Origin of the sequence: Enterobacter sp. HK-058-C-ECC (genome assembly GCF_047531125.1) — a bacterium.
Classification (GTDB): domain Bacteria; phylum Pseudomonadota; class Gammaproteobacteria; order Enterobacterales; family Enterobacteriaceae; genus Enterobacter; species Enterobacter quasiroggenkampii.
In genome coordinates this window covers 15,753-27,683 of record NZ_JBLKCH010000013.1, presented here as the reverse complement: position 1 = coordinate 27,683, position 11,931 = coordinate 15,753, and the positions used below count along the sequence as shown (strand labels likewise).

Genomic DNA, 11,931 nt, shown 5'->3' with positions numbered 1-11,931 from the left:
CATTAGTAAAAGCGGCGTGCGGATCAGTTTGCATACGTTGGTCAAATTCTGTATGATTCGCCGCCTTTGGTGTACTTTACGCCAAAGAACTTACAATCAACATCGCGTGGTGTCTGGCGTTAGGGCTGGAAGAGCGACGCGGCCTTAACTGAGGTTCTCCCATGAAAAAAGATATTCACCCGAAATACGAAATGATTACTGCAAACTGTTCTTGCGGTAACTCTATCCAGATCCGCTCTACCGTGGGTCACGATCTGAACCTGGACGTGTGCGGCAAATGCCACCCGTTCTACACTGGTAAGCAGCGTGATGTTGCAACCGGTGGCCGTGTTGACCGCTTCAACAAGCGTTTCAGCATCCCGGGCGCTAAATAAGCATCCAGAAAAAACCGCCTACGGGCGGTTTTTTTGTGCCTGTTATATCCCTTCTGAATAAATCACACCTGGATATTTTTATCTAAAATAATTAATTACGCATCATTGTATTAAAATATTTGTCTGATGTATTCTTTAACGGATAGTGAACTGCATCTCTCATTTCTTTAATTCTTTGCCACCTTTTAATGAGTGTGTCAAAAATTAAAAGGTTTCTCTCGTTTCGTAAAATTACACTTCGCCCGTCATACATTCTTATTCGCCATTACGACAAGGTGGCTTTCAGGGCGCATTTACTTCGAGGGAACTGTTATGAAATTGAAGCAAGTCTTATTTGTGCTTCCGTTAATATCGTGCGCGGCGCAGGCGGGATATGTGGATTACCGACACGAGTATTACGACGATGGGCGTAACTATGACCGTGTATACATGTCACACCGCTTTGGCACCGGCTTTGGCGTAGCGGTTGAGGCGGTATCGCGCTCCGATAACAAGCAGTCTAACGACGCGCTTAATAATATGGAAAGTAACAGCAACGAATATACCGCAAGCTATCAATTTACCTGGCAAGGTTTTATATGGCAGCCGGGCGTCGCCGTTGAAATGGGTGATGACATGGCCATCTATAAGCCTTATCTGCGCGTACAGTATAATATTAATGACAGCTGGTGGACGGCGTTTCGTTATCGTACGGAGTACACTCGCCGTAATGCTGACGGTAAAGATGACCGTATGGTTTATCGTCCGGAAGTGTGGTTAGGTTATAATATTGATAGCTGGATGTTCGAGTTAAACGGCATTTATAAATTCGCCGATAACGAAGACCTGTATAACAATAAAAAAGAAGATTACGAATATAACTTCCGCGTGGCGTATAACATCGACTCGTGGATCCCGTTTATCGAAGTGGGCAATGTCTCTTCCGGCTATAACACCGCGACCAGCGACGATCGCCAGACGCGTCTGCGCGTGGGTTTAGGCTACAACTTCTAAAAACTATCCCGCTGAGTCACCTCAGCGGGATCACACCGCAGTTAGTATTCCCACGTCTCCGGGTCAATACCCAGTTCACGCATGATTACTTTCGCCTCTTCCGGGATTTCGTCACTACGCTCTTTGCGCAGATCGTCATCGTTCGGCAACGGTTGACCGGTAAACGCATGCAGAAACGCTTCGCACAGCAGTTCGCTGTTGGTTGCGTGGCGCAGGTTATTCACCTGACGACGCGTACGTTCATCGGTGAGGATCTTCAACACCTTCAGAGGAATGGAAACCGTAATTTTCTTTACTTGCTCACTCTTCTTACCGTGCTCAGCGTATGGGCTGATATATTCGCCGCTCCATTCAGCCATGAGATACCTTTAATCCTCTCAGTCATTTATTTAAAGGTGCAAAACCGGTAACCACCCGTTTTGAACCGCAATCTTGCTTAGTTTACCGTAGAGACGATACCGTGGCACGGATATTGCCGCTGCAGCGTGCACTAAAGCATATAATTTTAACGGCTATTTGCGCATTGCTCAATCTATACGCAAAGAAGTTTAGATGTCCAGATGTATTGACGTCCATACTTTCAGTGTTTACTCTGGTGCCTGACTTTTCACCTCATTCGCCAGGAAGCCCTCACCATGACGCGTAAACAGGCCACTATCGCAGTGCGTAGCGGATTAAATGATGACGAGCAGTACGGCTGCGTTGTCCCGCCCATTCATCTTTCCAGTACTTACAACTTCACCGGATTTAATGAACCCCGCGCGCATGATTACTCGCGTCGTGGCAACCCTACGCGTGACGTGACCCAGCGCGCGCTGGCCGAACTGGAAGGTGGCGCAGGTGCTGTGTTAACCAACACGGGGATGTCCGCCATTCACCTGGTGACCACCGTGTTCCTGAAACCAGGCGACCTGCTGGTTGCGCCGCACGATTGCTACGGCGGCAGCTATCGCCTGTTTGATAGCCTGGCGAAACGCGGCTGCTATCGCGTATTGTTTGTCGATCAAAACGACGAACAGGCGCTGAAACAGGCGCTGGCAGAGAAACCGAAGCTAGTTCTGGTAGAAAGTCCAAGCAATCCATTGTTGCGCGTTGTCGATATTGCGAAAATTTGTCAGCTCGCAAGGGATGCGGGAGCGATAAGTGTAGTGGATAATACGTTCCTCAGTCCGGCCCTTCAGAACCCACTCGCACTGGGTGCCGATCTGGTATTGCATTCATGCACTAAATATCTGAACGGCCATTCTGACGTGGTAGCAGGCGTGGTGATTGCCAAAGATCCGGATGTTGTCACCGAACTGGCATGGTGGGCCAATAATATTGGCGTCACCGCAGGCGCCTTCGACAGCTACCTGCTGTTGCGCGGTATCCGCACGCTGTCGCCGCGCATGGACGTGGCGCAGCGCAATGCTCAGGCGATTGTCGACTTCCTGAAAACCCAGCCGCTGGTGAAGAAGCTGTATCACCCGTCGCTGCCGGAAAATCAGGGGCACGAGATTGCCGCGCGCCAGCAGAAAGGGTTTGGCGCGATGTTAAGTTTTGAACTGGACGGTGACGAGCAAACGCTGCGTCGCTTCCTGAGCGGGCTGTCATTGTTTACGCTGGCGGAATCTTTAGGTGGGGTTGAAAGCTTGATCTCCCACGCCGCGACCATGACGCACGCAGGAATGGCACCCGAAGCACGTGCCGCCGCCGGTATTTCTGAGACGCTGTTGCGGATCTCAACCGGTATTGAAGATTCTGAAGATTTAATTGCCGATCTGGAAAATGGCTTCCGGATCGCAGCCAAGGGGTAATCATGAGTGTGATAGCGCAGGCAGGGGCGAAGGGTCGTCAACTGCACAAGTTTGGTGGTAGTAGTCTTGCTGATGTGAAATGTTACCTGCGTGTCGCAGGGATCATGACGGAATATTCACAGCCGGGTGACATGATGGTTGTCTCGGCGGCGGGCAGTACCACCAACCAGTTGATTAGCTGGCTGAAACTGAGCCAGACCGATCGCCTTTCTGCGCATCAGGTGCAACAGTCCTTACGTCGTTACCAGAGCGAGCTGATTGCTGGCTTGCTGCCTGCGGACGTAGCGGACGGGCTGATCAGCGCCTTCACGCATGACCTTGAGCGTCTGGCCGCCCTGCTGGACAGCGGCATTACCGATGCGGTGTATGCCGAAGTGGTGGGGCACGGTGAAGTGTGGTCCGCGCGCCTGATGGCTGCGGTTCTGCAACACCTGGGTGTGGACGCCGCCTGGCTCGACGCGCGTGATTTCCTGCGCGCCGAACGCGCCGCGCAACCACAGGTGGATGAAGGCCTATCCTACCCGCTGCTGCAACAGCTGCTGGTGCAGCATCCGGGTAAACGCATTGTGGTTACCGGCTTTATCAGCCGCAGCAACGCGGGTGAAACCGTGCTGCTGGGCCGTAACGGCTCCGACTACTCGGCAACGCAAATCGGTGCGCTGGCGGGCGTGTCCCGCGTCACCATCTGGAGCGACGTGGCCGGTGTTTACAGCGCGGACCCGCGCAAAGTAAAAGATGCCTGCCTGCTGCCGCTGCTGCGCCTGGATGAAGCCAGCGAACTGGCGCGTCTGGCCGCACCAGTGCTGCACGCGCGCACCCTGCAGCCGGTTTCCGGCAGTGATATCGACCTCCAGCTGCGCTGCAGCTACACCCCGGATCAAGGCTCCACGCGCATTGAGCGCGTGCTGGCGTCCGGTACCGGGGCGCGTATTGTCACCAGCCACGACGACATCTGCCTGATTGAATTCCAGGTTCCTGCGGGCCAGGACTTCAGGCTGGCGCATAAAGAGATCGACACGATCCTGAAACGCGCCCAGGTGCGTCCGCTGGCCGTGGGTGTTCACAATGACCGCCAGCTGCTGCAGTTCTGCTATACCGCAGAAGTGGCGGACAGCGCCCTGAAAATTCTGGATGAAGCCGGCCTGCCGGGCGAGCTTCGCCTGCGTCAGGGGCTGGCGCTGGTGGCGATGGTGGGCGCGGGCGTCACCCGTAACCCGCTGCACTGCCACCGCTTCTGGCAGCAGCTGAAAGGCCAGCCGGTGGAATTTACCTGGCAATCGGAAGAGGGCATTAGCCTGGTGGCCGTTCTGCGCAAAGGGCCAACCGAAAGCCTGATTCAGGGTCTGCATACCTCGCTGTTCCGCGCGGAAAAACGCATCGGCCTGGTGCTGTTTGGTAAAGGCAACATCGGTTCCCGCTGGCTGGAGCTGTTTGCCCGCGAACAGGTCACGCTTTCGGCGCGTACCGGGTTCGAATTCATTCTCGCAGGCGTGGTGGACAGCCGCCGCAGCCTGCTGAACTACGAAGGGCTGGATGCCAGCCGCGCGCTTGCCTTCTTTAATGATGAAGCCGTCGAGCAGGATGAAGAGTCGCTGTTCCTGTGGATGCGTGCGCACCCGTATGACGATCTGGTGGTGCTGGACGTTACCGCCAGCGAACAGCTTGCCGATCAGTATCTTGATTTCGCCAGCCACGGTTTCCACGTCATCAGCGCCAACAAGCTGGCGGGGGCAAGCAGCACCGACAAATACCGCCAGATCCACGACGCGTTTGAAAAAACCGGTCGTCACTGGCTGTATAACGCCACCGTGGGTGCGGGCCTGCCGGTAAACCACACCGTGCGCGACCTGATTGAAAGCGGCGACAGCATTCTGGCGCTGAGCGGTATCTTCTCCGGTACGCTCTCCTGGCTGTTCCTGCAGTTTGACGGCACCGTACCGTTCACCGACCTGGTGGATCAGGCGTGGCAGCAGGGCTTAACGGAACCCGATCCGCGCGTTGACCTCTCCGGTAAAGACGTGATGCGCAAGCTGGTGATCCTGGCGCGTGAAGCGGGTTATGACATCGAACCGGATTCCGTCCGCGTCGAGTCGCTGGTGCCTGCCGGTTGTGAAGAAGGTTCTGTGGACCATTTCTTTGAAAATGGGGAAGAGCTTAACGAGCAGATGGTGCAGCGTCTGGAAGCCGCGAACGAGATGGGGCTGGTGCTGCGATACGTGGCGCGTTTCGAGGCCAACGGAAAAGCGCGAGTCGGTGTCGAGGCGGTGCGTCCTGAACATCCGCTGGCGGCGCTGCTGCCGTGCGATAACGTCTTCGCCATCGAAAGCCGCTGGTACCGTGATAACCCGCTGGTGATCCGCGGTCCGGGCGCCGGGCGCGACGTTACCGCCGGGGCCATCCAGTCCGACATCAACCGTCTGGCTAAGCTGCTGTAAAAACTCAATTTCCCTCTCCCTGTGGGAGAGGGTTAGGGTGAGTGCAGTCTAATGCACTCACCCCCATCATGAATTTCCCTCATCTTCCCTGAGCAAACCTCACCGTTATTGTTGATTATTTCTATTGACGTCCCTCCGCTTTTCCGTCATTTTTACATCTGGACGTCTAAACGTATAGAAGTTCACAACACAACAGATAATGACACGCGATTGATAGGGGTAGGGTATGAGCTTTTTTCACGCCAACCAGCGGGAAGCACTGAACCAGAGCCTGGCCGAAGTAAACGGCCAGATTAACGTCTCTTTTGAATTTTTCCCGCCGCGCACCAGTGAAATGGAGCAAACCCTGTGGAGCTCTATCGATCGTCTCAGCAGCCTGAAACCGAAGTTTGTCTCCGTGACCTACGGTGCGAACTCCGGCGAGCGTGACCGTACCCACAGCATCATTAAAGGCATCAAAGATCGTACCGGTCTGGAAGCGGCGCCGCATCTCACCTGTATCGACGCCACCCGCGACGAGCTGCGTGCCATCGCCCAGGATTACTGGAATAACGGCATTCGGCATATTGTTGCGCTGCGCGGCGATCTGCCGCCGGGCAGCGGTAAGCCGGACATGTATGCCGCCGATCTGGTTGGGCTGTTGAAGGGCGTGGCTGACTTTGATATCTCCGTTGCCGCCTATCCTGAGGTTCATCCGGAAGCGAAAAGCGCCCAGGCGGATCTGCTTAACCTCAAGCGTAAGGTGGATGCCGGCGCGAACCGCGCCATTACCCAGTTCTTCTTTGATGTAGAAAGCTATCTGCGCTTCCGTGACCGCTGCGTTTCCGCGGGCATCGACGTTGAAATTATCCCGGGTATTCTGCCGGTCTCTAACTTCAAACAGGCGAAGAAATTTGCTGATATGACCAATGTGCGTATTCCGCTTTGGATGTCTAAAATGTACGAGGGGCTGGACGATGACCCGGAAACACGCAAGCTGGTGGGCGCAAACATCGCGATGGACATGGTGAAGATCTTAAGTCGTGAAGGGGTGAAGGATTTCCACTTCTACACGCTGAACCGTGCTGAGATGAGTTACGCCATATGCCACACGCTCGGCGTTAGACCAGGCGTGTAACAAAAAAGAGCCCTCTTCGGAGGGTTTTTTGATTTATAAGGGTTTTATTTTCCTGCCATATCAGCAATGCTGCCTTTAACGTACAAAACTCATGTATTTTCCATGGGAAATTAAACGGATTTAACTATCGAATCTGTGGGTTATCTCAACTATACCTTATCAACAAGGGCGTATATCGTAACGGTAACACTGTAAAAGGGAGCATAGCGATGAGCACGTCAGACGAGACCAATAAAGCGGCACCAGTCGGCAAATGCCCGTTCCATCAGGGCGGCGTCGATCACAGCGCGGGCGCAGGTACAGGCAGCCGCGACTGGTGGCCAAAACAACTCCGCATCGATCTTCTTAACCAACATTCCAATCGTTCGAACCCGCTGGGTGAAGACTTCGACTACCGCAAAGAATTCAGCAAACTTGATTACTCTGCCCTTAAAGGCGACCTTAAAGCGCTCTTAACCGACTCTCAGCCGTGGTGGCCAGCCGACTGGGGCAGCTACGCGGGCCTGTTTATCCGCATGGCGTGGCACGGCGCGGGTACCTATCGCTCCGTTGACGGGCGCGGCGGGGCAGGACGCGGTCAACAGCGCTTTGCGCCGCTGAACTCCTGGCCGGATAACGTGAGCCTGGATAAAGCGCGCCGTCTGCTGTGGCCCATCAAGAAAAAATACGGACAAAAAATTTCCTGGGCTGACCTGTTTATCCTCGCGGGTAACGTGGCGCTGGAGAATTCGGGCTTCCGCACCTTTGGTTTCGGTGCCGGGCGTGAAGACGTCTGGGAACCGGATCTGGACGTGAACTGGGGTGATGAAAAAGCCTGGCTGACCCACCGCGATCCGGAAGCGCTGGCGAAGCGTCCTCTGGCCGCCACCGAAATGGGCCTGATCTACGTGAACCCGGAAGGGCCAAACGCCAGCGGTGAACCGCTGTCAGCGGCGGCAGCGATTCGCGCGACCTTCGGCAACATGGGCATGAACGATGAAGAGACCGTGGCGCTGATTGCAGGTGGTCACACCCTCGGCAAGACTCACGGCGCGGGTGAAGCCACCCACGTGGGTACCGACCCGGAAGCCTCACCAATTGAAGCGCAGGGCCTGGGCTGGGCCAGCACGCTCGGCACGGGCGTGGGCGCTGATGCCATTACCTCCGGTCTGGAAGTCATCTGGTCACAAACCCCGACGCAGTGGAGCAACTACTTCTTCGAGAACCTGTTCAAATACGAATGGGTGCAGACCCGCAGCCCGGCAGGGGCGATTCAGTTTGAAGCCGTTGATGCGCCGGAAATCATGCCCGATCCGTTCGACCCGTCGAAAAAACGCAAGCCGACCATGCTGGTCACCGACCTGACGCTGCGTTTTGACCCGGAATTCGAAAAGATTTCCCGCCGTTTCCTGAACGATCCGCAGGCCTTCAACGAAGCCTTCGCGCGCGCGTGGTTCAAACTGACCCACCGTGATATGGGGCCAAAATCGCGTTACCTTGGCCCGGAAGTGCCGAAAGAAGATCTGATTTGGCAGGACCCGCTGCCGCAGGCGGTGTTCAACCCGTCGAAAGAAGACATTGAAAGCCTGAAGGCGGAAATTGCGGCGTCCGGTCTGTCCGTCAGCGAGCTGGTTTCTGTGGCCTGGGCGTCGGCATCGACCTTCCGCGGCGGCGACAAACGTGGCGGCGCCAACGGTGCGCGTCTGGCGCTGGCGCCTCAGCGTGACTGGGATGTGAACGCCGCGGCGGTTCGCGCGTTACCGGCGCTCGAAGCTATCCAGCGCACCACCAACAAAGCCTCTCTGGCCGATATCATCGTGCTGGCGGGCGTGGTAGGCGTTGAGCAGGCCGCAAAAGCGGCGGGCGTGTACGTCACCGTGCCGTTCACGCCGGGCCGCGTGGATGCGCGTCAGGATCAGACGGATATCGAGATGTTTAACCTGCTCGAACCGATTGCCGATGGTTTCCGCAACTACCGTGCGCAGGTGGATGTGTCCACTACGGAGTCGCTGCTGGTTGATAAAGCCCAGCAGCTGACGCTGACCGCGCCGGAGCTGACGGTGCTGATTGGTGGCCTGCGCGTGCTGGGTGCCAACTTTGATGGCAGCAAGAACGGCGTGTTCACCAACCGTGAGGGCGTGCTGAGCACTGATTTCTTCGTGAATCTGCTGGATATGAACACCCAGTGGAAGGCGACCGACGAATCCAATGAGCTGTTTGCCGGAAGCGATCGCGCCAGCGGTGAAGTGAAATATACCGCCACCCGCGCCGATCTGGTCTTCGGTTCTAACGCCGTCCTGCGCGCGCTGGCAGAGGTTTATGCCAGCGATGATGCGCATGAGAAGTTCGTTCGCGACTTCGTTGCCGCATGGGCGAAGGTAATGGATTTGGATCGGTTTGACGTGAAGTAACCCTTGTGCCGGGTGGCGGCTACGCCTTACCCGGCCTGCAAATTAAAATGCCATGTAGGCCGGGTAAGCGCAGCGCCACCCGGCTTTTTTATTACTCCCACTCCTGCAGGAATCGCTGTCCATACTGGTCTGCCACCAGCAGTGCCGCATAGACCTGATCCGGCGTGACGCCGCCGGGCATGTTGTGGATGGTTTCTCCTTCCGCACAGGACGCTTCGGCGATCAGACGCATTTTGGCCGGAATATCCTCTTTGATGTTCAGCTGTGCCAGCGTGATTGGCAGCCCAACGCTGTGGCAAAGCGCCGCGACGGTTTCAATTTCTTCTACCGGCGCATTTTCCAGCACCAGCTGCGTCAGGGTACCAAACGCCACTTTCTCCCCATGATAGAAGTGATGCGCGTCCGGTACCGCCGTCATACCGTTATGAATAGCGTGTGCCGCCGCCAGCCCGCCGCTTTCAAAGCCGACGCCGCTGAGATAGGTGTTGGCTTCGATAATGCGTTCCAGCGCAGGCGTCACCACATGCTGTTCCGCCGCCAGCATCGCTTTTTCACCCTCTTCAACCAGCGTGTTGTAGCACAGCTCCGCGAGCGCCAGTGCCGCCTGGGTGCATTTACCCCCGGCCATGGTGGTCGCACCGCTGCGCGAGCAGGCGCGTGCTTCAAACCAGGTCGCCAGCGCGTCGCCAATCCCGGCGGCCAGCAGACGTGCAGGCGCACCTGCTACCACTTTCGTATCCACAATGACCATGTTCGGGTTGTGTGGCAGCATCAGGTAGCGATCGAACTCGCCGCTGTCGGTGTAAATAACGGAAAGGGCGCTGCACGGCGCGTCGGTGGAGGCAATAGTCGGCGCAATGGCGACCGGCACGTTCATAAAGTGGGCCAGCGCTTTGGCGGTATCCAGCGTTTTCCCGCCCCCAATACCCAGCACCGCCAGGCAGTCGGCGCTATCGGCCAGTCTTTTCAGCCGATCGATTTCATTTTGTGAACACTCGCCGCCAAACGGCGCGATTTCGGCATGCAGTTCAGCTTTTTTAAAACTTTGTCGTAGGGTTTCTTCGGCAAAACCCAGCACAAATTTATCGCCGACGACCAGCCAGCGGTTGGCCAGCGGTTTCAGATAGTCGCCGAGACGGGTCAGTACGTCAGCGCCCTGGATATATTTCCCCGGCGATTGAATGATACGGTCCATAACAGTTCTCCCTTAGAGGTTGAGGTTACCAAACGCGTTTTTCCAGTCCTGCTCGAACTTCTCTATGGCTGACTCTACCGCCGGTGTGCCGAGCATGTGTTGCGCTACGTCTAAGGGAAGCGTGATTGCTTCACATCCTGCCAACAGGCAGTCCAGCGCCTGACGCGGCGTTTTGAAGCTGGCGGCCAGCACCTTGCTTTCCGGCGCGTGCAGTTCCAGCAGGGACTGCAGTTCCTGAACCATGCGAATGCCGTCACCGCCCTGCGCGTCGACGCGGTTTACATACGGCGCGACATATTTCGCCCCTGCGAGTGCGGCGAGCAGGCCCTGCGCCGCGCTGTAAACGGCGGTGCCCAGTGTGGTTATCCCCTCTTTTTTCAACGCTTTAATTGCGATAAGCCCCTGAGCCGTCACCGGGATTTTCACCACAATGCCCGGAATGGCGTTACTCAGACGTTTGGCTTCTGCCACCATGCCTTCGGCATCGCGGCTCATGGTTTGAGCAAACAGCGTGCCTTCCGGCCCGATGGCTTGTTGCAGGCGCGGCAGCACGTCCCAGATGGATTCACGGCTGGCGGCAATGATGCTCGGGTTGGTGGTGACGCCCGCGATGGGAAAGATGCGCGCCAGGCGTTCTACTTCCGCCACGTTGGCGGTATCCAGGTACAGTTCCATTATTTTTCCTTAAGTCAGAAAGGTTGAATAAAGGATACGGCGCACCCAGGCGCGGCGAATACAGGTCAATTTTGCCAAATACTGGACAAATGTAATGTCCTTAGCGAAGTGAGAGAGCGATCACAATGCTACTTTTTGGCGATCAGCTGGCTGTGGTACTGGCGTCGATATTCGGAAGGGGAACGTTCGGTGTGCTTGCGAAAGAGACGGCAAAAGTAGTTGCTGTCCGTAAATCCGCAGCGTGTGGCGATATCTTTAATTTTGAGGTCGTAGCCTTTCAGCAGCTGACGCGCATGTTCCAGGCGCGTTTTTGTTAAATATTCATTGAATCCGACGCTGCCGACTTTCTGGAATAGATGGGAAAGGTAGTTTGGTGAGATGTAGAACGCCTGTGCCACGGATTCGCGAGTTAACAAAGAGGCATAATTTTCTTCGATATAGCTCCGAACGGCTTCGAACAGCGCCCTGCTGCGGCTGTCGGTGTGAATTTCGCTGCCAAGCAGATCCCGGCAGTGGCTGAGCAGGCTTAAAACTACCAGCTTTGCTGTGTCTTGTTCCTCAGGCTGCATCTGTAATTCGGTGAGCGTTTGCAGAAGAAAAGCCCCCGTTCGCGGGCCACGTCGGGCAACCTGGAGTTGTTGTAAGAGCACATTGTCACGCTGTAACTCGATTGTAAGCTGCTGCTTACCGAAATGTATGCTCAGGACGTGAGGCGCAGGATGCGTGATTTGTCCAAAAAAAGAAAAAAACGCCTCGCAGGGAGTGCCAAGGGTAATGCCGAGGCAGGGAGAGGTTCGGGGATGCTGTTCAGCCAGCGCTGAGAAACGAATCTGACCCAGCGGTAACGTGCGGTTCACCAGGTTAGTCAAAATCTGGGTGATATCGGAATGCATAAGGAGACTACCGAAATTTGCCGGGTGGCGCTAACGCTTACCCGGCCTACTTATCGTAGGCCC

Annotated in this window: 10 protein-coding genes; 6 read left to right on the top strand and 4 right to left on the bottom strand. The window is 55.9% G+C overall.

Annotated features, from left to right (window positions below; genetic code table 11):
• Positions 1-161: 161 nt before the first annotated feature.
• Complete coding sequence (rpmE, locus tag ACMWJS_RS19615) at positions 162-374, top strand: 50S ribosomal protein L31 (protein ID WP_003862040.1); 213 nt, start codon at positions 162-164, stop codon at positions 372-374.
• A 312-nt stretch (positions 375-686) separates the two neighbouring features.
• The gene (locus ACMWJS_RS19610) at positions 687-1,367 is read left to right on the top strand and encodes an oligogalacturonate-specific porin KdgM family protein (protein ID WP_028015662.1); all 681 of its coding nucleotides are present in this window, start codon (positions 687-689) and stop codon (positions 1,365-1,367) included.
• 41 nt (positions 1,368-1,408) lie between these two features.
• Here the strand turns inward: ACMWJS_RS19610 and metJ are convergent, their stop codons facing one another.
• Positions 1,409-1,726, bottom strand: a complete 318-nt coding sequence (metJ, locus tag ACMWJS_RS19605) for a met regulon transcriptional regulator MetJ (protein WP_003862042.1) — start codon at positions 1,724-1,726, stop codon at positions 1,409-1,411.
• A gap of 276 nt (positions 1,727-2,002) precedes the next feature.
• Between metJ and metB the strand changes: the two genes are divergently transcribed.
• The 4 genes from metB (at position 2,003) to katG (ending at position 9,105) form a co-directional block, all read left to right on the top strand.
• The gene (gene metB / locus ACMWJS_RS19600) at positions 2,003-3,163 is read left to right on the top strand and encodes a cystathionine gamma-synthase (RefSeq protein WP_045909121.1); all 1,161 of its coding nucleotides are present in this window, start codon (positions 2,003-2,005) and stop codon (positions 3,161-3,163) included.
• A 2-nt stretch (positions 3,164-3,165) separates the two neighbouring features.
• Entirely contained in the window at positions 3,166-5,598 is a 2,433-nt protein-coding gene (locus tag ACMWJS_RS19595) for a bifunctional aspartate kinase/homoserine dehydrogenase II (RefSeq protein WP_008501797.1), read from the top strand.
• Between the two features lie 226 nt (positions 5,599-5,824).
• Positions 5,825-6,715, top strand: coding sequence for a methylenetetrahydrofolate reductase (gene metF / locus ACMWJS_RS19590; protein WP_024909186.1), 891 nt, complete (start codon positions 5,825-5,827; stop codon positions 6,713-6,715).
• A gap of 209 nt (positions 6,716-6,924) precedes the next feature.
• On the top strand, positions 6,925-9,105 hold the full coding sequence (katG, locus tag ACMWJS_RS19585; RefSeq protein WP_414747443.1) for a catalase/peroxidase HPI: 2,181 nt from the start codon (positions 6,925-6,927) through the stop codon (positions 9,103-9,105).
• Positions 9,106-9,196: 91 nt separating this feature from the next.
• Here katG and gldA read toward each other — a convergent pair whose 3' ends face one another.
• The 3 genes from gldA to ACMWJS_RS19570 form a co-directional block, all read right to left on the bottom strand.
• The gene (gene gldA / locus ACMWJS_RS19580; protein ID WP_045909123.1) at positions 9,197-10,300 is read right to left on the bottom strand and encodes a bifunctional L-1,2-propanediol dehydrogenase/glycerol dehydrogenase; all 1,104 of its coding nucleotides are present in this window, start codon (positions 10,298-10,300) and stop codon (positions 9,197-9,199) included.
• A gap of 12 nt (positions 10,301-10,312) precedes the next feature.
• Entirely contained in the window at positions 10,313-10,975 is a 663-nt protein-coding gene (gene fsa / locus ACMWJS_RS19575) for a fructose-6-phosphate aldolase (RefSeq protein ID WP_063622931.1), read from the bottom strand.
• Between the two features lie 128 nt (positions 10,976-11,103).
• Entirely contained in the window at positions 11,104-11,868 is a 765-nt protein-coding gene (locus ACMWJS_RS19570) for a helix-turn-helix transcriptional regulator (protein ID WP_048028407.1), read from the bottom strand.
• Between the last annotated feature and the right edge of the window lie 63 nt (positions 11,869-11,931).

What these genes read in the sequence shown, in the direction of transcription:
- rpmE (WP_003862040.1), top strand. Translation starts at nt 162, where the DNA reads ATGAAAAAAGATATTCACCCGAAATACGAAATGATTACTGCAAACTGT.
- ACMWJS_RS19610 (WP_028015662.1), top strand. Translation starts at nt 687, where the DNA reads ATGAAATTGAAGCAAGTCTTATTTGTGCTTCCGTTAATATCGTGCGCG.
- metJ (WP_003862042.1), bottom strand. Translation starts at nt 1,726, where the DNA reads ATGGCTGAATGGAGCGGCGAATATATCAGCCCATACGCTGAGCACGGT.
- metB (WP_045909121.1), top strand. Translation starts at nt 2,003, where the DNA reads ATGACGCGTAAACAGGCCACTATCGCAGTGCGTAGCGGATTAAATGAT.
- ACMWJS_RS19595 (WP_008501797.1), top strand. Translation starts at nt 3,166, where the DNA reads ATGAGTGTGATAGCGCAGGCAGGGGCGAAGGGTCGTCAACTGCACAAG.
- metF (WP_024909186.1), top strand. Translation starts at nt 5,825, where the DNA reads ATGAGCTTTTTTCACGCCAACCAGCGGGAAGCACTGAACCAGAGCCTG.
- katG (WP_414747443.1), top strand. Translation starts at nt 6,925, where the DNA reads ATGAGCACGTCAGACGAGACCAATAAAGCGGCACCAGTCGGCAAATGC.
- gldA (WP_045909123.1), bottom strand. Translation starts at nt 10,300, where the DNA reads ATGGACCGTATCATTCAATCGCCGGGGAAATATATCCAGGGCGCTGAC.
- fsa (WP_063622931.1), bottom strand. Translation starts at nt 10,975, where the DNA reads ATGGAACTGTACCTGGATACCGCCAACGTGGCGGAAGTAGAACGCCTG.
- ACMWJS_RS19570 (WP_048028407.1), bottom strand. Translation starts at nt 11,868, where the DNA reads ATGCATTCCGATATCACCCAGATTTTGACTAACCTGGTGAACCGCACG.